This is a genomic window from Kitasatospora sp. NPDC002522, assembly GCF_053595195.1.
Window position 1 is genome coordinate 25,864 of record NZ_JBSFXE010000007.1, and the last position, 19,955, is coordinate 45,818.

Sequence of the window (19,955 nt, forward strand, 5' to 3'; positions counted from 1 at the left end):
GTCCGGCGGACGGATTCGGCGGGGTACTGCGGGGCTTGCCGTGCCTACAGGGTCCTGCCGGCCTGCATCTGCGGGAGCACCTGCTTGACGGAGTCGATCGGGATGGCGAAGCCGAGGCCGACGCTGCCGGCGTCGGAGCTGCCGGTGGAGGTGGAGCCGCTGGCCGAGTACATCGCCGAGTTGAGGCCGATCACCTGGCCGGAGGCGTTGATCAGCGGGCCGCCGGAGTTGCCGGGGTTGAGCGCGGCGTCGGTCTGCAGCGCCTGGTAGGTGGCGGTGTCGGAGCCGGACGCGGTGCCGGAGCCGCGGCTGCCGGGCAGGTTGGGGAAGCCGAAGCCGCCGTTGCCGCTGGTGGTGCCCTCGTCCACCTGGACGGAGACCTTGCGGTCCTTGGCGGAGATGATCCCGGAGGTGACGGTGCCGGTCAGGCCCTCCGGGTTGCCGATGGCCACCACCGAGTCGCCGACCGCGACCGCGGAGGAGGAGCCGAGCACGGCGGGGGTGAGGCCGCTGACCCCGGAGGCGGTGATCACGGCGGTGTCCAGGGACTTGTCGGTGCCGGTCACGGTGGCCGACGCGGTCTTTCCGTTCTGGAAGGCCACGGTCATCTGACCGCCCGTCACCGCGCCTGCGATGACGTGGTAGTTGGTGAGGATCTGGCCGTCCGCGGTGAGGACCACGCCGGTGCCGGTCGCGGTGCCGGAGGAGGTCTTCACGGTGATCTGCACGACGGACGGGGAGAGCGCGGCGGCGATCGCCGAGACGTTGGCGGTTCCGTCGGAGTTGGCCGACACCGGGCGCACCAGGGTGCTGGAGGCGCTGCTGGAGCCGCTCTTGGCCTCGGCGAGCACGCCGCCGGTGACGCCGCCGAGCAGCGCGGCCGCGGCGGCCACGGTGGTGACCAGGGCGAGGCGGCTCTTCAGCAGGGTGCGGCGGCCGCGGTGGCCGGTGGGGGGCTGCTCGGAGGCGCCGGGCGGCTGCTCCGCGGCGGACGCCGGGTCGGCGAAGGCCGCGGGGAGGGCGCCGGCCGGTTCGGGCGCGGGCGGCAGGTACGGGTGGACGGGCGGCTGCGGCGGGGGCCAGCCCGCGCCGCCGTCCTGGTGGGCTTCGTGGGTGCTGCGGTGCTGGTCGCTCATGACGACCAAGTTCCGCCCGCTTCATGAACGTGCGATGAGAGGGCGGTATGAGCTCTCCGAGAAGCCTGTCAGGTTCTCATAAAGCCTGGTCAGGCCGGAGACGGCGGGCCGTCTCCGGTGCAGCCGCAGGAACGCCGCACGACCAGCCGGGACGGGAACTGGCGGACCCGTTCGGTGTCGCTGCCGGGCACCATCAGCGAGTCGTCCAGCACCAGGTCGACGGCGGCCCGGGCCATCGCGTCCCGGTCGGAGGCGACGGTGGTCAGCGGCGGGTCGGCGAAGGCCGCCTCGGGGATGTCGTCGAAGCCGGCCACCGCGAGGTCGTGCCCGACCCGCAGGCCCAGCTCGCGGGCGGCCCGCAGCACGCCGATCGCCTGGTCGTCGGTGGAGCAGAAGATGGCCGGCGGGCGCCGGTCGGAGGAGAGCAGCTCCAGGGCGACCTGGTAGGCGCCGTAGCGGTGGAACGGGGCGTCCACCAGGTGCGGCTCGGTCGGCAGGCCGTGCGCGGACATCGCGAGCTCCCAGCCGGCCACGTGGTCGATCACCGGGTCGCCGGGGGCGGGCGACTCCACCGGGCCGCCGAAGCAGACCACGTACGGGTGCCCGTGCACCTCCAGCAGGTGACGGACCGCCAGCTCGGAGCCGCCCACGTCGTCGGTGACCACCGCGACGTCGTCGATCGCCTCGGGGCGGCGGTGCAGCAGCACCACCTTGGCGCCCTCCATGGCGGCGAACTCCTCGGCGGCGCGCTGCGAGGGGCCCTGGCTGACCAGGATCAGGCCGGAGACCCGCATGCCCAGGAAGGCGCGGACGTAGTGCACCTCGCGGTCGTCCACGTAGTCGGAGTTGCCGATCAGCACGAGCTTGCCGCGCTCGGAGGCGGCACGTTCCACGGCGTGCGCCATCTCGGCGAAGAACGGCTGCCGGGCGTCCGGGACGACCATGCCGACCAGGTTGGTGCGCCGCGAGGCCATCGCCTGGGCGACGCTGTTCGGCCGGTAGCCGAGCTGCTCGATCGCGGCCAGCACTTTTTCCCGGGTGGCCGGGGCGACCGGCCGGGGTCCGTTGTTGATCACATAGCTGACGACCGCGGTCGAGGTCCCAGCCAGTCGGGCTACATCGTCGCGCGTCACCTTGGCCACGGAGGGAGTCTACGCGGGTGGCCTGACGCTCGGAGCGGGGGTGACACCCCGGGTGGTGCGGCAATTCGGGCCGATCCGGTCAAGCCGGGCGGGCGGCACCCCGCCCGGCTCCGAATCAGCGGTCCTGCGTCATCCCGGCCCGCGGCTGGTCGGCCGCGCGCTCGCCCTTGTCGCCCTTCTCCGGCACCACGAACCGGTAGCCGACGTTGCGGACGGTGCCGATCAGCTGCTCGTTCTCGACGCCGAGCTTGGCCCGCAGCCGTCGCACGTGGACGTCCACGGTGCGGGTGCCGCCGAAGTAGTCGTAGCCCCACACCTCCTGGAGCAGCTGGGCGCGGGTGAAGACCCGGCCCGGGTGCTGGGCGAGGTACTTCAGCAGCTCGAACTCCTTGAAGGTGAGGTCGAGGACGCGGCCCTTGAGCTTGGCGGAGTAGGTGGCCTCGTCGACCGACAGGTCGCCGTTGCGGATCTCCATCGGGCTGTCGTCGCTGGCCACCTGGAGCCGGCCGGTGGCGAGCCGCAGCCGGGCCTCGACCTCGGCCGGGCCGGCGGTGTCGAGCAGGACGTCGTCGATGCCCCACTCGGCGGTGACGGCGGCCAGGCCGCCCTCGGTGACCACCAGGATCAGCGGGCAGCCGATGCCGGTGGAGCGCAGCAGTTGGCACAGGCTGCGGATCTGCGGCAGGTCACGGCGGCCGTCGACCAGGATCACGTCGGCGCTGGGGGTGTCGACCAGGGCGGACCCCTCGGCGGGGGCCACCCGGACGCTGTGCAGGAGCAGGCCGAGAGCGGGCAGCACTTCGGCGGAGGGTTGCAGCGCGTTGGTCAGCAGGAGCAGAGAACTCATACCCGGTAGTCCCCTTTCCGGGTCGTCGCGGTCACGGCCGTCGTCCGGACGGCGGCCGCGGGGCAGGGTGGTGGGAGCGCCGCAGCTCCGGCGGGGGCGTCGGTGGGCGCGGCGGCGGCGGTGTCCGACCCGGGGTCCCGCAACCCCGGGTCCACCGCTACTGCCTCGCCCATCGGCGTACCCTCCGGTCTGTCCCGCCGGGCCGACACCTCGTCGTGCGGCCGGCGGCGGGGGCGTTCCGGCGCTCCGGTGCGGGTGGGGCACCGATTCGCAAGAACGTCCGTACTGGCGTCCTGAAAGCACAAAAGGACCCGGGGGCGACTCTGCCCGGATCCCTCTTGAGGATCGAGAATAGCCGACCGGCCGCGGCTTAGGGAGAGGCGCGGGCGGGGCGCGTGAGTCGGTACGCCGTTTCGGGGGCGTGAGATGCGGCACCCCGCGCGCCCGCCGCGGCCTGGGATGTTTGCCTCGGGGTGGGGGGCGCGGGCGATGATGGGGGCCGCACCGGCCGCACCGTACGTGTACACCTGTTTCGGGTGGGCCGGCCGGCACCGGGCCGGCCGCCGTACCGGGCGAGGACGACGAGAGGGGTTGCCGTGACCGCGACCGCCGATGCCCGTACCGCGCCGCAGTCACCCGCGCGGGTGAGCGGGACGATCCGCTACTGGGCTGCCGCCAAGTCCGCCGCCGGGGTGGCCGAGGAGCCGTACCTGGCCGGCACGCTGGCCGAGGCGCTGGCCGCCGTGCGCGCCGCGCACACCGGACGGCCGGAGCTGCTGCGGGTGCTGACGATGAGTTCGTTCCTGGTCGACGGCGATCCGGTGGGCGCCCGGGACCACGCCGCGGTGGCCCTCACCGCGGGCGGCTCGGTGGAGGTGCTGCCCCCGTTCGCCGGGGGCTGATCCGCCGCCGCGGTGAAGGCGTCCGTCAACTCGGCCACCGGAACCGGCACATGCGTGCGATCGTCCTATCTGCGGACAGTCAGGGCTCCGGCACCGGAAGGCTCAGGGGAGAGTGCGATGCGTGGCGCGGTGAAGCTGCTGATCGGTCTCGGGGTGGTGGGCGCGCTGCTGGTCGGCGCGGACCGGCTGGCCGTCGGGGTGGCCGAGGACCAGGCCGCGGACGCGGTGGTCTCCTCCGGCTGGATGACCACCAAGCCGGAGGTGACCATCGACGACGTCCCCTTCCTCACCCACGCGGTGGCCGGCGAGCTCGACAAGGTGCGGCTCAGCTCGGATGGGATGACCGTCACCGACGGCCGGGAGCGGGTCACCGTGCACTCGTTCCAGGCCGAGCTGTCCGGGGTGAAGTTCTCCGACTCCTACCGCAGCGTCACGGTCGGCAGCGGCGGCGCCCGGGGCCTGGTCAGCTACGCCGACCTGGCGAAGTTCGTAAGCGGCGGCCAGCTGCTCGGCCTGGAGTACGGCGGGCCGGGCAAGGTGAAGGCCGCGATGCCCGGCGGCGCGATCGAGGGCGACCTGCACGCCGAGAACAACGCCGTGGTCGTGGACAACCTCCAACTCACCGGCATGGCCTCCCTGTTGAAGGGCGTCGCACAGGACAGACTGAAGCCGCAGCGACTCCAGCTGACCGGCCTGCCGAGCGGCCTGACGCTCTCCGCGGCGAGCCCGCAGCCGGACGGAGTGCGGCTGGAGTTCGCCCTCTCCAAGGGCACCCGGCTCGGCAGCTGACCCGCCGGACGGCCGTCCGCTTGGCGAGACGGCCTGTCCATCGCCGCCGCCGAAACGGCCCCGCGAGCCCGCTCGGCCGGTCCCCGTACGGGCGGCGGCCCGATCGGCCTACGACGGAAAGCGGCCGAATCCCAGTATCCGGATGATCGGGTCTCACTATTCGACACGCTGATGACAGCGGGGTCGCGGAGTCCCTAGCATCGTCGTCATGAAGCGACAGGCGGACCTCACGAAGCGGCGGGCGGTAGACCACTGCCGCGTGTCGAGCTGCCTCTGTCGCATGCGCTGACCGGACAATTCCGACCGGTAGTGCCCGCGTGTCCGCCCGCTGGAGCGGGTCTCAGCCGCACCGGTACGTCGGACGCGACGCGATCACACCTCTGATTCACCCCCGGCCCAGCCGTATCCCATGCCGTCCCACCATGCGGACAGGCGTGCGGACGGGCGGGTCCGGGCGCCTCCCCGAATCCCCGCAGTACCCACAGCCCCTTCCGCCAACCGCCCCCGGATGGAGAACACCCCATGAGCCGCAGCGACGTCCTGGTCGACGCCGACTGGGTCCAGGCCCGCCTGGACGAGCCGAAGGTCGTCATCGTCGAGGTCGACGAAGACACCGCCGCCTACGACAAGAACCACATCCGCAACGCGGTCCGGATCGACTGGAAGAAGGACCTCCAGGACCCGGTCCGCCGCGACTTCATCGACCAGGCCGGCTTCGAGGCGCTGCTGTCCGCCAAGGGCATCGCCAACGACGACACCGTGGTGCTGTACGGCGGCAACAACAACTGGTTCGCCTCCTACGCCTACTGGTACTTCAAGCTGTACGGCCACGGCGACGTCCGCCTGCTGGACGGCGGCCGCAAGAAGTGGGAGCTGGACTCCCGCGAGCTGGTCGTCGAGCAGCCCGAGCGTGCCGCGACCCAGTACACCGCGCAGCCGGCCGACTCCTCGATCCGCGCCTTCCGCGACGACGTGGTGAACGCGATCGGCACCCTGAACCTGGTCGACGTCCGCTCGCCCGACGAGTTCTCCGGCAAGCTGCTCGCCCCGGCGCACCTCCCGCAGGAGCAGTCGCAGCGCCCGGGCCACGTGCCGAGCGCGAAGAACATCCCGTGGGCGAAGAACGCCAACGACGACGGCACCTTCAAGAGCGACGAGGAGCTGACGGCGCTCTACCAGGCCGAGGGCGTGGACCTGGCGGTCGACACCATCGCCTACTGCCGGATCGGCGAGCGCTCCGCGCTCACCTGGTTCGTCCTGCACGAGCTGCTCGGCCAGCAGAACGTCAAGAACTACGACGGCTCCTGGACCGAGTACGGCAGCCTGGTCGGCGTGCCGATCGAGCTCGGCAACTGAGCCCCGGCTCGCGCTAAGCAAGGGAAGAGGAAGACAGACATGTGCGGTGCGAAGGCCGGCGGCCCGGACCTGGCAGGAGTTGACGTGGCGAACGAGACGATCATTCAGGGGTCCGTGACCCGGGGCGACGAGCCGGTCAACGGCTACGTGCGGCTCCTGGACGAGAACGGCGAGTTCACGGCCGAGGTGCCCACCTCGGCGACCGGGCAGTTCCGGTTCTTCGCCCGCCCGGGCAAGTGGACCCTGCGGGCCCTGGTGCCCGGCGCCACCGTGGACCGCCAGGTGGTCGCCACCCAGGGCGAGTTCACCGAGGTCGCGATCGCGGTCTGATCCGCGGCGACCCGCAGTGCCACCGGGGCCCCGGCCGTCTCCACGGCCGGGGCCCCGCGGCATACGCTGGAGGGGTGCAGGCACACCGGCGGCATGTGCGGTACTTCGTGATGATGGGCGTCTGCCTGGGGCTGTTCGTCCTCGCGTGGGGAGTGGTGCGCTTCTTCTCGGTGGGCGCGGCGATCGGGCTGTGCGTGGTCGCCATGGTGATCCCGCCGCTGGCCGCGATCCTGGCCAACCGGCGGGACCGGGACGACGACTGGTGGAACGACCCGCGCTGGGACGACCCCCGCTGGGAGCAGCCCGGCCACGACCGCGACCGCCCGGACCGGGAGGGACCGGACCGCGGGCGGCCCGACCGGGACGACGAGCGGGACGGCGGATGGGGCTGACTGGCCGTCAGTACACCAGCGCCTTGGCCTCGTCCGCCATCACCTCGGAGAGGAAGACCTGCGCGCCGGCGATCCGCACCCCGTCGATGACGTCCGCCTGGCCGATGTCGCGGCGCGCCGCGCACTGGGTGCACAGCGTCACGGTGCCCGCCGCGAGGATCGCCTCCAGCAGGTCGGGCAGCGGCGCGGAGTGCGGCAGTTCGAACTCGGCGGCCCGGCCCGGCAGCGCGAACCACGCGGATTCGCCGGTGAGCCAGAGCGAGACCTCGACGCCGCTGGCGACGGCGACCGACGCCACCGTGAACGCCTGCGAGCAGCGCTCCGGCGCGTCCGCCCCGGCGGTGACCTTGATGACCAGCTTCTTCGACATGCCCCAGAGACTACGGGCGCGGGGGCCGCCGGATAGACTCCACCGCGTAGTCACACCCCGTCGACGCCGCCAATGGGAGCGCCCCGTGTCCGGTCTTGAGATCGCCTTCGACAGCCTGCTGGCTCTGATGGCCGTGCTGATCACCTGGTTCGCCATCTTCTCCGTCATGAAGCTCTACCAGGGCCAGCGCTGACACTGCCGTACGGTTGATCCGGTAACCGCCCGACGACAGCAGCCAGGACCATGATCGAGATTCCTTCCGACCTCCACCAGGACGTCGTCCCGCTCGCCTTCCTCCTCGGCACCTGGGAGGGCGCGGGCGTCCACGACTTCCCCGGTGCGGAGAAGTGCAACTTCGGCCAGGAGATCGTCTTCCGCCACGACGGCCGGCCGTTCCTCGAGTTCCGCTCCCGCACCTGGGTGCTGGACGAGCAGGGCGAGAAGGTCCGCCCGCTGGAGATGGAGCACGCCTTCTGGCGGGTGACCAGCAACCAGCACGGCACCAGCGGTGAGCGCGAGATCGAGGTCTCCTCGGTCCGCGACGACGGCACCGTGGAGATCTGGTACGGCAAGCTGCACGACGGCAAGCCGCAGATCGACCTGGCCACCGACGCGGTCGCCCGGATCGAGGGCGCGGCCCCGTACAGCGGCGGCAAGCGGCTCTACGGCCTGGTCAAGGACGAGCTGCTGTGGGTCGGCGAGAAGGCCGCCCCCGAGGTGCCGCTGCGGCCGTACATGTCGGGTCAGCTGAAGAAGGTGCTCAACCCGGCGCAGCTGATCAAGGACGTCAACGACCTCCCGGACGACGGCATCGCCTTCTTCCGCTGAGCGCAGCAGGGACCTTCGGGTGGGGGCCGACCGGTCGGTCGGTCCCTACACTTGTCGGCACGACGTCGAACCGGGCAGGGACACCACCGTGGCGAACAGCGACACCACCGACTGGAAGGCCGACCTGCGCGAGCGCGGGTACCGCCTGACCCCGCAGCGCCAGCTGGTGCTGGAGGCCGTCGACGTGCTCGACCACGCCACCCCGGACGAGATCCTGGCGCAGGTCCGCAAGACCGCCAGCGGCGTCAACATCTCCACCGTCTACCGGACCTTGGAGCTGCTCGAGGAACTCGGCCTGGTCTCGCACGCCCACCTCGGCCACGGCGCCCCGACCTACCACCTGGCGGGCCGGCACACCCACCTGCACCTGGTCTGCCGCGACTGCGACAAGGTCACCGAGACCGACACCGCGATCGCCGCGCCGCTCATCGACAGCCTGCGCGACGAGCACGGATTCGACACCGACCTGAAGCATTTCGCCATCTTCGGCCGCTGTGCCGACTGCACCGCCAAGTCGGAGCGGGACCGGTCGTAAGCTGGCCGGTATGAAGAGCCCGCTGCTTGACCTGCCCGGCGCCGTTGCGGCCGAAGGACCCGACGAGGGCGTCGCCGCCCACTACGGCGACCTGTTCCGCGAGCAGCGCGCGCTGGCGGCGGGCCGCGGCTTCACCGACCTGTCGCACCGCGGCGTGGTCACCGTCAGCGGTCCGGACCGGCTGACCTGGCTGCACGCGCTGCTCACCCAGCACGTCAGCGAACTCCCGGCCGGCCGCGCCACCGAGGCGCTGGTGCTCTCCCCGCACGGGCACGTGGAGCACGCGCTCTACCTGGTCGACGACGGCGCCACCACCTGGATCCACGTCGAGCCGGGCACCGCGCCCGCGCTGGTGCGGTACCTGGAGTCGATGAAGTTCTGGAGCCAGGTCGAGATCGCCGACGCCACCGCCGACTACGCGGTGCTCTTCCTGCCGGCCGGCTCGACCGCCTCCGCCGAGGGGGCCGCGGCCGTCCGGGAACTCCCGTGGGGGCGCGACCTGTTCGTGCCGCGCGCGGAACTCGCCGCGGTGGCCGCGGAGTTCGGCCCGGCCGCGGGGATCTGGGCGTACGAGGCGCTGCGCATCGAGGGGCACCGGCCGCGGCTCGGCTTCGAGACCGACCACCGGACCATCCCGCACGAGGTGGACTGGCTGGACAGCGCGGTGCACCTGAACAAGGGCTGCTACCGCGGCCAGGAGACCGTCGCCCGGGTGCACAACCTGGGCCGCCCGCCGCGCCGGCTGGTCTTCCTGCACCTGGACGGCACCGAGGAGAAGCTGCCCGCGCACGGCGCCGAGGTCCGGGTGGAGGGCCAGGACCGCCCGGTCGGCTTCGTCACCTCCGCGGCCCGGCACCACGAGCTCGGCCCGATCGCGCTGGCCCTGGTGAAGCGCAACACCCCGGTGGACGCGGTGCTGCTGGCCGACGGTGTGCCCGGCAGCCAGGACGTCATCGTCCCGGCCTGACCGGGCCGCTGACGGGGGCTCAGACCTCCAGCAGCACGGTGAACGGGCCGTCGTTGACCAGCGACACCTTCATGTCCGCGCCGAACCGGCCGGTCTCCACCTTGGCGCCGAGCGCCCGCAGCTCGGCCACCACCGCGTCCACCAGCGGCTCGGCGACCGGGCCGGGCGCGGCGGCGTTCCAGGTGGGGCGGCGGCCCTTGCGGGCGTCGCCGTAGAGCGTGAACTGGCTGATCACCAGCAGCGGGGCGCCCAGTTCGGAGCAGGACCGCTCGGGCTCGCCGGGGAACAGCCGCAGCGTCCACAGCTTGCGGGCCAGCTGCGCGGCCCGCTCCGCGGTGTCCTCGTGGGTGACCCCGACCAGGACGCACAGCCCCGGGCCCTCGATCGCCCCGACCGTCTCGCCGTCCACCACCACGGCCGCCTCGGCGACCCGCTGCACCACTGCTCGCATGCCGCCATTGTGCCCGCAGCCCCCCACCGGGGGCGCACGGCCTCCGCTTGCGCGCGGGGGTCGCGCGTGGAGCGCCCCGATCCGTGCAGGTGAACCCGGCGCACGGATTCGTCGTACTAGCCACGGCCTTACGCCATGCGGCCGTTCGGGTACTCGGGCGTGCGGCCGAAGGTCCCGGGGTGGCACGCTGTCGGACGGCGCGGGCCGGCGACGCCCCCCAGGGGGCATCCGCCGTCCCGGCGAACCGCGTCACCCGCACGAGTGGCGTCGCCCGCAGGGGGGAACCCTGGGTGGCGTGCGTCCGTGCTACCGGGCGGGCACTGGGGACTACGGCAGGTGGTTGGGTTGATGGACGTGAGCGGTACCGCGGTCGACGGCCTGCCCGGCCTCGCGCTGGAGGAACTGCGGGTCCGGCGCCGGGACGCCCTGGAGCAGGAGGCCGACCTGTCCTACCTGCGCCGCCTGCTGCACGGCCGGCTGGACATCCTGCGCGCCGAGCTGGACCGCCGCGAGGTGCCGCTGGCCGGCGCCAGCGAGGCGCAGTGCGCGCTGCTGGAGCGGCTGCCCGCGATCCTCGCCGACGCCCCGTCCGCGACGCCCCGTCCGGCCCGGCACGTCACCCTCGGCCCGCCGCGCGGCGAGCGCTACCAGCAGGAGGCGGACGCCCTGATGGGCGACGTCCGGCTGGCGGACCTGGCCGCGCACGCGACCGCCGACCTGCTGGCCGCGATCGAGCGCCTGGCCGAGCACGAGCGGGAGGTCTCCGGCCGCCGCCAGGCGCAGCAGCGCACCGCCGACGACTGCGGCGCGGAGATCACCCGCAGGTACCGTGAAGGGGAGGCCCGGGTCGACGACCTGCTCAGCGGAGGCTGAGCGGCAGGACGCGGCAGGGGCCCACCCACCCTCACCGCACGTCGTCCTGGAGTCCCCCCGTGTCGCAGTTCGCCCTGCCCGCCCTCGCCGAGGTCATACGCTCCGGCTTCACCGAGGGCCGCCACCGCGGCTCACTGGTCCTGCTCGGCGCCGACGGCGGCGTCGAGTTCGCCCTCGGCCGTCCCGAGGACCCGGTCTTCCCGCGCTCCACCGCCAAGCCCTTCCAGGCCGTCGCCACCCTGCGGGCCGGACTGGGGCTGCGCGGCGAGCAGCTGGCGCTGGCCGCCTCCAGCCACTCCGCAGAACCGTTCCACCGCGCCGCGGTACGGAGGATCCTGGCCGACGCCGGGCTCACCGAGGCCGCCCTGCAGACCCCCGCCGACCTGCCGCTGGACCAGGTCGAGGCGGAGGAGCTGCTGCGCTCCGGCGGGGAGCGCGCCCCGATCATGATGGACTGCTCCGGCAAGCACGCCGGCTGGCTGGCCGCCTGCGCCGCCAACGGCTGGGACCTGGACGGCTACCTGGACGCCGAGCACCCGATCCAGCGGCTGGCCCGCACCGCGCTGGAGGAGGCCGTCGGCGAGCGCGCCGCGCACACCGGCACCGACGGCTGCGGCGCCCCGCTGCTGGCCGTCTCGCTGACCGGCCTGGCCCGCGGCTACCGCGCGCTGGTGCTGGCCGGGTCCGACACCCCGCAGCGGCAGGTCGCCGACGCGATGCGCGCCCACCCCGAGTACGTGGCCGGCACCCGCCGCGCCGACACCTGGCTGATGCGCGCGGTGCCCGGCGCGCTCTCCAAGATGGGCGCGGAGGCGGTCCAGGTGGTCGCCCTCGCCGACGGCCGGGCCCTCGCCTTCAAGATCGAGGACGGTGCGGAGCGCGCCCGCGGCCCGGTGCTGGCCGCCGCGCTGGCCCGGCTCGGCGTCGACGACCCGGTGCTGGAGCGGATCGGCAGCGCCCCGCTGCACGGCGGCGGCGAGGTGGTCGGCGCGGTCCGCGCGGCGTTCTGACGCCCCGTCGGACGCGGCCGGGATGCCCGCGCGGGCGGTTCGGTGCACGGTGGACGGCGGGGGAGTGCCCAACCCACCGCCGCACAGGGAGAAGTCGCCATGACCGACCACGTCTACCGGGTCACCGAGATCGTCGGGTCCTCGCAGGAAGGTGTGGACGCCGCCATCCGCAACGGCGTCGCCCGCGCCGGCCGCACGCTGCGCAACCTGGACTGGTTCGAGGTGGTCCAGGTCCGCGGCCATCTCAAGGACGGGGAGATCGAGCACTACCAGGTCGGCCTGAAGGTCGGCTTCCGGCTCGACGACGAGGACTGAGGCCCCCGGGGCCCGTTCGACAACGCAGGGGCGGGAGTCCGGTCCGGACTCCCGCCCCTGGTGTGCACGGGGGGACGACGGATCAGTGGCCGCCCTGGTCCTGGAGGCGCTTGATCGAGGCCTCGATCTCGGCCTCGGCCTCGGCCCGGCCGACCCAGTCGGCGCCCTGGACGGACTTGCCGGGCTCCAGGTCCTTGTAGACCTCGAAGAAGTGCTGGATCTCCAGGCGGTCGAACTCCGACACGTGCTGGATGTCCTGCAGGTGCTCCCAGCGCGGGTCGGTCGCCGGGACGCACAGCAGCTTGTCGTCGCCGCCGGCCTCGTCGGTCATGTGGAACATGCCGATGGCGCGGCACTTGATCAGGCAGCCGGGGAAGGTCGGCTCCTCCAGGATCACCAGCGCGTCCAGCGGGTCGCCGTCGTCCGCGAGGGTGCCCTCGACGTAGCCGTAGTCGGCCGGGTAGCGGGTCGAGGTGAAGAGCATGCGGTCCAGACGGAGGCGACCGGTCTCATGGTCGACCTCGTACTTGTTGCGCGAGCCCTTCGGGATCTCGATCAGGACGTCGAACTCCAACGGTTCCTCCAAGGGTTGGGACTGACAGAATCCAAGTGTCTCCTACGGCAAGGTGTGCTCAGGAAAGGGGCCGGTCGGTGAGATCAGGGGCAGGGGCGGGACGCGGACGCAGAGCCGCGCTCGCGGGTGTGCTGGGGGTCGCGCTGGCGGCCGGCGGGCTGACCGTCGCCGATCCGGCGCTGGCGCAGCCCTCACCGGGGCCCAGCCGCTCGGACGGGCACGCCAAGAAGGCCGGGGACGGCGACTCCCAGGGCGGCAAGGGCGGCGGCGGCAACGGGCACGGCGACGGGCAGTCGAACCACCGGAACGCCCGGCGCCGCGCGGTGCCGCTGAAGGGCCCGGTGCTGAGCGCCGGGGACGGCGCGGACAGCAAGGCGCCGAGCGGCGCCGGGCTGCAGTCCGCGCTCGGCGCGACCGTGCAGGACAAGTCGCTGGGCGCGCTCAGCTTCGCCGTCGCCGACTCCGCCACCGGCCAGTTCCTGTTCGGCTCGCAGGAGACCAGCCCGGCCACCCCGGCCTCCACCACCAAGCTCGCCACCTCGGTCGCCGCGCTCGCGCTGCTGCCCGCCGACCACCGGATCGCCACCACCGTGGTGCGCGGCGCCAACCCCGGCGAGATCACCCTGGTCGGCGGCGGCGACCCGACGATCACCGCGCTCCCCGCCGACCAGGTCAGGGTCGGCGGCGCCCCGGTCGACCCGGACAGCGCGCCCGCCTCGATGGCCGAGCTCGCGCACCGCACCGCCCAGGCCCTGAAGGCGGCCGGCACCACCTCGGTGAAGCTGTCGTACGACACCTCGCTGTACACGGGTCCGCTGCTGCACAAGGACCACGACGCGATGAACATCGCCGCGGTCACCCCGCTGATGGTCGACGAGGGCCGGATCGACCCGCGCTCGCCCGACGAGGCCCCGGCCCGGGTGTTCGACCCGGCCGGGCAGGCCGCCGACTCCTTCGCCGCGTTCCTGAAGGCCGAGGGCATCACCGTCCAGGCCAAGCCCGCGCAGGCGACCGCCCCGGCCGGCGCCGCCGAACTGGCCCGGGTGGAGTCGCCGACCATCCAGCGCCTGGTGGAGCGGCTGCTCACCACCTCCGACAACACCCTGGCCGAGGCGGTGGCCCGGCAGACCGCGATCGCCGCCAAGCAGCCCGCCAGCTTCGACGGCGGCGTCGCCGCGGTCACCGGCGCGCTGACCAAGCTCGGCGTGCCGCTGGCCGGCGTGGTGCTCACGGACGGAAGCGGCCTGGCCAAGGCCAACCTGATCCCGCCGATCACCCTGGTCAAGCTGCTCGCGGCGGCCGCCTCCCCGGACCACCCGGAGCTGCGCCCGGTGATCACCGGCCTGCCGATCGCCGGGTTCACCGGCACCCTGGTCAACCGCTTCGGCGCCAAGTCCGGCGCCGCCGAGGCGGCCGGCATCGTGCGCGCCAAGACCGGCACCCTGCAGGGCGTCAACACGCTGGCCGGCACCGTGGTCGACGCGGACGGCCGGGTGCTGGCGTTCGCGCTGATGACCAAGACCACCGCCGACCCGAACACCGCCCGGGCCGCGGTCGACCGGATCGTGGCCCGGATCGCGGCCTGCGGCTGCGGGTGAGCCGGCGATGATCCGGCCGGTCCGGTTCCCTCCCCCGCGCGGGGACGAGCACGTACGGTGAGGGCATGACGAGCGCGAGCGGCGGTGCGGAGATGGTCGACTGGGAACTCGCGGTCGCGACGGCGACCCGGTTGGCCAGATCCGGGCCCCAGATCGGCCGCGAGGAGGCCCGCACGGCCGTCGCCGAGCTGCGCCGGCACGCGGTCGAGGCCGAGCGGCACGTGCGCGCGTACACGCAGCTGGCGTCGACCGGGCTGGCCGACGGCCCGGGTACGCCGGTGCTGGTGGTGGACCGGCCCGGCTGGGTGCGGGCCAACGTGGCGGGTTTCCGCACCGTGGTCCGGCCGCTGGTGGCCAAGCTCGCCGCCCGTCGCAGCGAGGGGCAGACCGCGGCGGTGTTCGGCGCCCTCGGCGCCAAGGCCACCGGGGTCGAGCTCGGCGCGGTGCTGGCGATCCTCTCCGGCAAGGTGCTGGGGCAGTACGAGACCTTCGCGCCGGCCGAGCTGCCGAGCGCCCCCGACAGCCCGGCCGGCCTGTTCGACCAGCCCCGCCGCGGCCTGACCACCCCGCCGGGGCGGCTGCTGCTGGTCGCGCCGAACATCGTCCAGGTCGAGCGGGAACTGGACGTCGACCCGCACGACTTCCGGCTGTGGGTGTGCCTGCACGAGGAGACCCACCGCACCCAGTTCACCGCGGTGCCCTGGCTGCGCGACCACATCCAGTCCGAGGTGCAGGACTTCCTGCTGCAGACCGACGTCGACCCGGCCGCGGTGCTGGAGCGGCTGCGGGACGCCCTCGGCGGCATCCCCGGCCTCGGCCCGCGCGGCAACGGCTCGGCCGGCGGCGGCCTGACCGAGCTGGTGCAGACCCCCGCCCAGCGGGAGATCCTGGCCCGGCTCACCGCGGTGATGTCGCTGCTGGAGGGCCACGCGGACGTGGTGATGGACGGTGTGGGACCCGCGGTGGTGCCCTCGGTGGCGGAGATCCGGGAGAAGTTCCAGCGCCGCCGCGACCGCGGCAGCGGCCGGCTCGACCTGGCGCTGCGCCGGCTGCTCGGGATGGACGCCAAGCTGCGGCAGTACCAGGACGGCGCGGTGTTCGTGCGCGGCGTGGTGGAGCGGGTCGGGATGACCGGCTTCAACCGGGTGTGGACCTCCCCGAACACGCTGCCCACCAAGGACGAGATCCACGACCCGGCGGCCTGGGTGGCCCGGGTGGTGGGCTGACGGGGCGCACCACCCGCTCGCACGGCCGACTCGTACACCTGGCGGCAGGCGTAACGTTTCTTCATTCACCCGTACGTGGGACGGTGGATACGCCGTTGGCGCGGGTGTCGTGGCCGGTCGCCGGAGTCTGCGACCATCTGTGAGCGCCTGGTGACCGAGAGCTGACAGGCGGTCCCGTACTTCCCTCCGCCAAGGAGAGCACACCCATGGGCCCACACCCCGCTGTCGCGGCGATACGCCTCGCCGTCCGCCGCACCCTCGCCGAACTCGCCGCCGAAGCGGGCGTCACCCCCGGCGGCCCGGTCCGCGCCCGCGGCGTGTCCGCCGCCGTCGCGGCCGCGCCGATGCCCGCGCTGGCGGGCACCGCCGCCGCGCCGACCACGCTGATCGGCAACGCCCGCCGCCACCCCTCCGGGCTGCCCCGCACCCCCGCCGCGCCGGGCTCCCCGCTGGTGCTGGTCGCGGTCTCGGGCGGGGCCGACTCGATGGCGCTGGCCACCGCGACCGCCTTCGAGGCCCCCAAGCTCGGCCTGCGGGTCGGCGCGGTCACCGTCGACCACGGCCTGCAGGACGGCTCCGCCGAACGCGCCGAGCAGGTCGCCGTCCGGCTGCGCGAACTCGGCCTCGACCCGGTGGAGGCCGTCCCGGTGCTGGTCGGCCGCGAGGGCGGCCCGGAGAACGCCGCCCGGGAGGCCCGCTACGCCGCGCTGGACGCCGCCGCCGAGCGGTACGGGGCGCTGGCGGTGCTGCTCGGCCACACCCGCGACGACCAGGCGGAGACCGTGCTGCTGGGCCTGGCCCGCGGCTCCGGCGCCCGCTCGCTGGCCGGGATGCCCGCGCAGAAGGGCCGCTACCGGCGCCCGCTGCTGGAGCTCGACCGGGCCGCCACCCGGCAGGCGTGCACCGCGCAGGCCATCCCGGTGTGGGACGACCCGCACAACACCGACCCCGCCTACACCCGTTCCCGGGTCCGCCACGAGGTGCTGCCGGTGCTGGAGAAGCACCTCGGCGGCGGCGTGGTGGAGGCCCTGGCCCGCACCGCCCGGCTGTTCCGCGACGACGCCGACGCCCTCGACCAGTGGGCCGCCCTGGCCGAGCGCGACCTCCGAACGGCCGAGGGCGCCCTGGACGTCGGCAAGCTCGCCGAACTGCCCCCCGCGGTCCGCCGCCGCGTGCTGCGCCGGGCCGCGCTGCGCGCGGGCTGCCCGGCCGGCGACCTGTTCGCCCGGCACCTGGAGAGCGTGGACCTGCTGGTCACCGGCTGGCGCGGCCAGGGGCCGCTGCACCTACCCGGGGGCGTCGAAGCCGTCCGCCGGTGTGGCACGCTGGTGTTTCGGCGGCAGGGCGACTGAGCACGAACCGGTCGTACCGCCGCCGCCGAACCCGACTCCGAGCGTTTGAGGACGTATCCCCGGTGGACCAGAACGACATGGGCGCAGACCTCGCGAAGGTGCTCATCAGCAAGGACGAGATCGACGCCAAGCTGGTGGAGCTGGCCGCGCGGATCGACCAGGACTACGCCGGGAAGGACCTCCTGCTGGTCGGCGTCCTGAAGGGCGCCGTGATGGTGATGGCCGACCTGGCCCGGGCCCTGCACAGCCAGGTGACCATGGACTGGATGGCGGTCTCCTCGTACGGCATGGGCACCAAGTCCTCCGGCGTGGTGCGGATCCTCAAGGACCTGGACACCGACATCGCCGGCAAGGACGTGCTGATCGTCGAGGACATCATCGACTCCGGCCTGACCCTGTCCTGGCTGCTGGGCAACCTGGGCTCGCGCGGCCCGGCCTCGCTGAAGGTGTGCACCCTGCTGCGCAAGCCGGACGCCGCCAAGGTGGAGATCGACGTGGAGTACGTCGGCTTCGACATCCCCAACGAGTTCGTGGTCGGCTACGGCCTGGACTACGCCGAGAAGCTGCGCAACCTGCCGTTCATCGGCACGCTCGCGCCGCACGTCTACGGCGGCTGAACCGTTCGGGCGACGGGTGGGAACAGTGCCCTGTTCCCACCCGTTGTGCGGGGGTAGGAAAATAGACCGCACCGTAGTGGCCCCGCCGCAAGCGGGGGTGCCTGCGGTACGGTCCAATCAACCGCTCGTCTTACGAGCACATACCGGATGCGCCGAGGCCCACAGCCGTACAGCGCCCGTTGAATGGCAGGAGGGACGGGGCGGCGACGCCCCGCATGGATGGACGTCAAGCGATACTTCCGTGCGCCGATCATGTGGGTCGTGCTGGCCGCCCTCGCCGTGTTCGCACTGATGCAGCTCGTCTCGGATTCGAGCGGCTACAAGACTGCGGACACCGGGCAGATCGTCAGCGCGATCGACAACAACCAGGTGAAGTCGGCGCAGCTCACCACTGGTGACTCGAACCTGATCAAGATCCAGCTGCAGGACGGCCAGAAGCTGAAGGCGGGGGGCAACGGCAAGTCGCCCTCCGGCACCCGCTTCCAGGCCTCCTACACCGGCGACGGCTCGGCCACCCAGCTGTCCCAGAAGCTGCAGGACAAGTACGCCGCCGGGCAGATCAGCGACGGTTACACCGTCAGCCCCGAGAAGCAGTCGACCTTCGTCAGCCTGCTGTTCTCGATGCTGCCGATCGTGATCATCGTCGTGGTCTTCCTGTTCCTGATGAACCAGATGCAGGGCGGCGGCTCCCGGGTCATGCAGTTCGGCAAGTCCAAGGCCAAGCTGCTCACCAAGGACACCCCGAAGACCACCTTCGCGGACGTCGCGGGCGCCGACGAGGCGGTCGAGGAGCTCCACGAGATCAAGGAGTTCCTGCAGGAGCCGGCCAAGTTCCAGGCGGTCGGCGCCAAGATCCCCAAGGGCGTGCTGCTGTACGGCCCGCCCGGCACCGGCAAGACCCTGCTGGCCCGCGCCGTCGCGGGCGAGGCGGGCGTGCCGTTCTACTCGATCTCCGGTTCCGACTTCGTCGAGATGTTCGTCGGCGTCGGCGCCAGCCGGGTCCGCGACCTGTTCGAGCAGGCCAAGGCCAACGCCCCGGCGATCATCTTCGTCGACGAGATCGACGCCGTCGGCCGGCACCGCGGTGCGGGCCTCGGCGGCGGCCACGACGAGCGCGAGCAGACCCTCAACCAGCTGCTGGTCGAGATGGACGGCTTCGACGTCAAGGGCGGCGTCATCCTGATCGCCGCCACCAACCGCCCCGACATCCTGGACCCGGCGCTGCTGCGCCCCGGCCGCTTCGACCGCCAGATCGCGGTCGACCGTCCGGACCTCCAGGGCCGCCTGGACATCCTCAAGGTGCACCAGAAGGGCAAGCCGATCGCGCCCGACGTCGACCTCTCCGCGGTCGCCAAGCGCACCCCCGGCTTCACCGGCGCCGACCTGTCGAACGTGCTGAACGAGGCGGCGCTGCTCACCGCGCGCTCCGAGAGGAAGCTGATCGACAACCAGATGCTGGACGAGGCGATCGACCGCGTCGTGGCCGGTCCGCAGAAGCGTTCGCGGATCATGTCCGACAAGGAGAAGAAGATCACCGCGTACCACGAGGGCGGCCACGCCCTGGTCGCGGCGGCCTGCAACTACTCCGACCCGGTGCACAAGATCACCATCCTGTCCCGGGGCCGCGCCCTCGGTTACACGATGGTGCTGCCGGACGAGGACAAGTACTCGACCACCCGCAACGAGATGCTCGACCAGCTCGCCTACATGCTGGGCGGCCGGGCGGCGGAGGAACTGGTCTTCCACGACCCGACCACCGGCGCCTCGAACGACATCGAGAAGGCCACCGGCACCGCCCGGGCGATGGTCACCCAGTACGGCATGAGCGAGCGCCTCGGCGCGATCAAGTTCGGCTCCTCCGACTCCGAGCCCTTCCTGGGCCGCGAGATGGGCCACCAGCGCGACTACTCGGAAGAGGTCGCCGGGCTGGTGGACGAGGAGGTCAAGAAGCTGATCGAGACGGCGCACAACGAGGCCTGGGAGATCCTGGTCGAGAACCGCGACGTGCTCGACAACCTGGTCCTCGAACTGCTGGAGAAGGAGACGCTGAACAAGGAGCAGATCGCCGAGATCTTCACTCCGGTCATCAAGCGTCCCCCGCGTCCGGCGTGGACCGGCTCGGCCCGCCGCACCCCGTCCACCCGGCCGCCGGTGCAGTCGCCGAAGGAGCTGGCGCTGACCAACGGCGCCGCGCCGAGCTCGGTGGACCCGGTCGACGTGGTCAAGCTGCCGCCGGTCGACGGCGGCCAGGTCGAGAGCTGATCGTTCGACCACCTGTTCGGAATGGATGCCGCGTTTCCCGGGTTTGTACCCTGGAGGCGCGGCATTCGTGCTGCACGGACCTT

22 protein-coding genes are annotated in these 19,955 nt (G+C 72.8%); 16 read left to right on the forward strand and 6 right to left on the reverse strand.

Translation table 11 applies throughout. From position 1 onward, the window contains the following. Window positions 1-44: 44 nt before the first annotated feature. The 3 genes from ACWD4U_RS07650 to ACWD4U_RS07660 all read right to left on the reverse strand — a co-directional run bounded on the left by ACWD4U_RS07650 (window position 45) and on the right by ACWD4U_RS07660 (window position 3,125). Window positions 45-1,136, reverse strand: coding sequence for a S1C family serine protease (locus ACWD4U_RS07650; protein WP_363460054.1), 1,092 nt, complete (start codon window positions 1,134-1,136; stop codon window positions 45-47). A gap of 89 nt (window positions 1,137-1,225) precedes the next feature. Further along, a complete protein-coding gene (locus ACWD4U_RS07655) occupies window positions 1,226-2,278 on the reverse strand; it encodes a LacI family DNA-binding transcriptional regulator (protein ID WP_363460055.1) in 1,053 nt (350 codons plus the stop codon). 115 nt (window positions 2,279-2,393) lie between these two features. Further along, window positions 2,394-3,125, reverse strand: coding sequence for a response regulator transcription factor (locus ACWD4U_RS07660; RefSeq protein WP_363460056.1), 732 nt, complete (start codon window positions 3,123-3,125; stop codon window positions 2,394-2,396). A 656-nt stretch (window positions 3,126-3,781) separates the two neighbouring features. On the opposite strand from ACWD4U_RS07660, the gene ACWD4U_RS07665 reads away from it, so the two are divergent. The 5 genes from ACWD4U_RS07665 (at window position 3,782) to ACWD4U_RS07685 (ending at window position 6,894) form a co-directional block, all read left to right on the forward strand. Then, on the forward strand, window positions 3,782-4,027 hold the full coding sequence (locus tag ACWD4U_RS07665) for a MoaD/ThiS family protein (RefSeq protein ID WP_363460094.1): 246 nt from the start codon (window positions 3,782-3,784) through the stop codon (window positions 4,025-4,027). A 117-nt stretch (window positions 4,028-4,144) separates the two neighbouring features. After that, entirely contained in the window at window positions 4,145-4,816 is a 672-nt protein-coding gene (locus tag ACWD4U_RS07670) for an LmeA family phospholipid-binding protein (protein ID WP_363460058.1), read from the forward strand. 522 nt (window positions 4,817-5,338) lie between these two features. After that, window positions 5,339-6,172: a sulfurtransferase gene (locus ACWD4U_RS07675; protein ID WP_363460059.1), complete on the forward strand. Its 834-nt coding sequence runs from the start codon at window positions 5,339-5,341 to the stop codon at window positions 6,170-6,172. Between the two features lie 39 nt (window positions 6,173-6,211). Continuing rightward, window positions 6,212-6,502 carry a DUF1416 domain-containing protein gene (locus ACWD4U_RS07680; RefSeq protein WP_363460061.1) on the forward strand — a complete coding sequence of 97 codons (291 nt, stop codon included), beginning with the start codon at window positions 6,212-6,214 and terminating at the stop codon, window positions 6,500-6,502. A 74-nt stretch (window positions 6,503-6,576) separates the two neighbouring features. Beyond that, entirely contained in the window at window positions 6,577-6,894 is a 318-nt protein-coding gene (locus tag ACWD4U_RS07685) for a DUF3099 domain-containing protein (protein ID WP_363460062.1), read from the forward strand. 7 nt (window positions 6,895-6,901) lie between these two features. Here the strand turns inward: ACWD4U_RS07685 and ACWD4U_RS07690 are convergent, their stop codons facing one another. Continuing rightward, window positions 6,902-7,264 (reverse strand): DsrE family protein, encoded by a 363-nt coding sequence (locus ACWD4U_RS07690; RefSeq protein WP_363460063.1) that lies wholly within the window; start codon window positions 7,262-7,264, stop codon window positions 6,902-6,904. A 243-nt stretch (window positions 7,265-7,507) separates the two neighbouring features. Here ACWD4U_RS07690 and ACWD4U_RS07695 point away from each other — a divergent pair, with 243 nt between their 5' ends. The 3 genes from ACWD4U_RS07695 to ygfZ all read left to right on the forward strand — a co-directional run bounded on the left by ACWD4U_RS07695 (window position 7,508) and on the right by ygfZ (window position 9,594). Beyond that, on the forward strand, window positions 7,508-8,092 hold the full coding sequence (locus ACWD4U_RS07695; protein ID WP_363460064.1) for an FABP family protein: 585 nt from the start codon (window positions 7,508-7,510) through the stop codon (window positions 8,090-8,092). Window positions 8,093-8,180: 88 nt separating this feature from the next. Continuing rightward, on the forward strand, window positions 8,181-8,627 hold the full coding sequence (locus tag ACWD4U_RS07700) for a Fur family transcriptional regulator (RefSeq protein ID WP_363460065.1): 447 nt from the start codon (window positions 8,181-8,183) through the stop codon (window positions 8,625-8,627). A gap of 10 nt (window positions 8,628-8,637) precedes the next feature. Beyond that, a complete protein-coding gene (gene ygfZ / locus ACWD4U_RS07705; RefSeq protein WP_363460066.1) occupies window positions 8,638-9,594 on the forward strand; it encodes a CAF17-like 4Fe-4S cluster assembly/insertion protein YgfZ in 957 nt (318 codons plus the stop codon). Between the two features lie 19 nt (window positions 9,595-9,613). Here the strand turns inward: ygfZ and dtd are convergent, their stop codons facing one another. Continuing rightward, a complete protein-coding gene (gene dtd, locus ACWD4U_RS07710) occupies window positions 9,614-10,045 on the reverse strand; it encodes a D-aminoacyl-tRNA deacylase (protein WP_363460067.1) in 432 nt (143 codons plus the stop codon). A gap of 348 nt (window positions 10,046-10,393) precedes the next feature. Here dtd and ACWD4U_RS07715 point away from each other — a divergent pair, with 348 nt between their 5' ends. The 3 genes from ACWD4U_RS07715 to ACWD4U_RS07725 all read left to right on the forward strand — a co-directional run bounded on the left by ACWD4U_RS07715 (window position 10,394) and on the right by ACWD4U_RS07725 (window position 12,243). Next, a complete protein-coding gene (locus ACWD4U_RS07715; protein WP_363460068.1) occupies window positions 10,394-10,918 on the forward strand; it encodes an RsiG family protein in 525 nt (174 codons plus the stop codon). 59 nt (window positions 10,919-10,977) lie between these two features. Beyond that, window positions 10,978-11,928, forward strand: a complete 951-nt coding sequence (locus ACWD4U_RS07720; RefSeq protein ID WP_363460069.1) for an asparaginase — start codon at window positions 10,978-10,980, stop codon at window positions 11,926-11,928. Between the two features lie 99 nt (window positions 11,929-12,027). Then, the gene (locus ACWD4U_RS07725; RefSeq protein ID WP_363460070.1) at window positions 12,028-12,243 is read left to right on the forward strand and encodes a dodecin; all 216 of its coding nucleotides are present in this window, start codon (window positions 12,028-12,030) and stop codon (window positions 12,241-12,243) included. Between the two features lie 82 nt (window positions 12,244-12,325). Here ACWD4U_RS07725 and ACWD4U_RS07730 read toward each other — a convergent pair whose 3' ends face one another. Then, on the reverse strand, window positions 12,326-12,817 hold the full coding sequence (locus ACWD4U_RS07730) for an inorganic diphosphatase (protein WP_363460072.1): 492 nt from the start codon (window positions 12,815-12,817) through the stop codon (window positions 12,326-12,328). Window positions 12,818-12,945: 128 nt separating this feature from the next. Here ACWD4U_RS07730 and dacB point away from each other — a divergent pair, with 128 nt between their 5' ends. The 5 genes from dacB to ftsH all read left to right on the forward strand — a co-directional run bounded on the left by dacB (window position 12,946) and on the right by ftsH (window position 19,872). Then, complete coding sequence (gene dacB, locus ACWD4U_RS07735; protein ID WP_363460074.1) at window positions 12,946-14,415, forward strand: D-alanyl-D-alanine carboxypeptidase/D-alanyl-D-alanine endopeptidase; 1,470 nt, start codon at window positions 12,946-12,948, stop codon at window positions 14,413-14,415. A 65-nt stretch (window positions 14,416-14,480) separates the two neighbouring features. Further along, entirely contained in the window at window positions 14,481-15,641 is a 1,161-nt protein-coding gene (locus tag ACWD4U_RS07740) for a zinc-dependent metalloprotease (protein WP_363460076.1), read from the forward strand. Window positions 15,642-15,847: 206 nt separating this feature from the next. After that, window positions 15,848-16,993 carry a tRNA lysidine(34) synthetase TilS gene (gene tilS / locus ACWD4U_RS07745; protein ID WP_363460078.1) on the forward strand — a complete coding sequence of 382 codons (1,146 nt, stop codon included), beginning with the start codon at window positions 15,848-15,850 and terminating at the stop codon, window positions 16,991-16,993. 77 nt (window positions 16,994-17,070) lie between these two features. Continuing rightward, window positions 17,071-17,610, forward strand: coding sequence for a hypoxanthine phosphoribosyltransferase (gene hpt / locus ACWD4U_RS07750; RefSeq protein WP_033217699.1), 540 nt, complete (start codon window positions 17,071-17,073; stop codon window positions 17,608-17,610). Between the two features lie 219 nt (window positions 17,611-17,829). Further along, the gene (gene ftsH, locus ACWD4U_RS07755; RefSeq protein WP_363460080.1) at window positions 17,830-19,872 is read left to right on the forward strand and encodes an ATP-dependent zinc metalloprotease FtsH; all 2,043 of its coding nucleotides are present in this window, start codon (window positions 17,830-17,832) and stop codon (window positions 19,870-19,872) included. Window positions 19,873-19,955 lie beyond the last annotated feature (83 nt).

Bases quoted from the DNA above. Each gene is read 5' to 3' on its own strand.
- ACWD4U_RS07695 (WP_363460064.1), top strand. From the start codon at position 7,508: ATGATCGAGATTCCTTCCGACCTCCACCAGGACGTCGTCCCGCTCGCC.
- dtd (WP_363460067.1), bottom strand. From the start codon at position 10,045: ATGCGAGCAGTGGTGCAGCGGGTCGCCGAGGCGGCCGTGGTGGTGGAC.
- ACWD4U_RS07680 (WP_363460061.1), top strand. From the start codon at position 6,212: ATGTGCGGTGCGAAGGCCGGCGGCCCGGACCTGGCAGGAGTTGACGTG.
- ACWD4U_RS07660 (WP_363460056.1), bottom strand. From the start codon at position 3,125: ATGAGTTCTCTGCTCCTGCTGACCAACGCGCTGCAACCCTCCGCCGAA.
- ACWD4U_RS07675 (WP_363460059.1), top strand. From the start codon at position 5,339: ATGAGCCGCAGCGACGTCCTGGTCGACGCCGACTGGGTCCAGGCCCGC.
- ftsH (WP_363460080.1), top strand. From the start codon at position 17,830: ATGGACGTCAAGCGATACTTCCGTGCGCCGATCATGTGGGTCGTGCTG.
- tilS (WP_363460078.1), top strand. From the start codon at position 15,848: ATGGGCCCACACCCCGCTGTCGCGGCGATACGCCTCGCCGTCCGCCGC.
- ACWD4U_RS07650 (WP_363460054.1), bottom strand. From the start codon at position 1,136: ATGAGCGACCAGCACCGCAGCACCCACGAAGCCCACCAGGACGGCGGC.
- ACWD4U_RS07725 (WP_363460070.1), top strand. From the start codon at position 12,028: ATGACCGACCACGTCTACCGGGTCACCGAGATCGTCGGGTCCTCGCAG.
- ACWD4U_RS07740 (WP_363460076.1), top strand. From the start codon at position 14,481: ATGACGAGCGCGAGCGGCGGTGCGGAGATGGTCGACTGGGAACTCGCG.
- hpt (WP_033217699.1), top strand. From the start codon at position 17,071: ATGGGCGCAGACCTCGCGAAGGTGCTCATCAGCAAGGACGAGATCGAC.
- ygfZ (WP_363460066.1), top strand. From the start codon at position 8,638: ATGAAGAGCCCGCTGCTTGACCTGCCCGGCGCCGTTGCGGCCGAAGGA.
- ACWD4U_RS07670 (WP_363460058.1), top strand. From the start codon at position 4,145: ATGCGTGGCGCGGTGAAGCTGCTGATCGGTCTCGGGGTGGTGGGCGCG.
- ACWD4U_RS07715 (WP_363460068.1), top strand. From the start codon at position 10,394: ATGGACGTGAGCGGTACCGCGGTCGACGGCCTGCCCGGCCTCGCGCTG.
- ACWD4U_RS07690 (WP_363460063.1), bottom strand. From the start codon at position 7,264: ATGTCGAAGAAGCTGGTCATCAAGGTCACCGCCGGGGCGGACGCGCCG.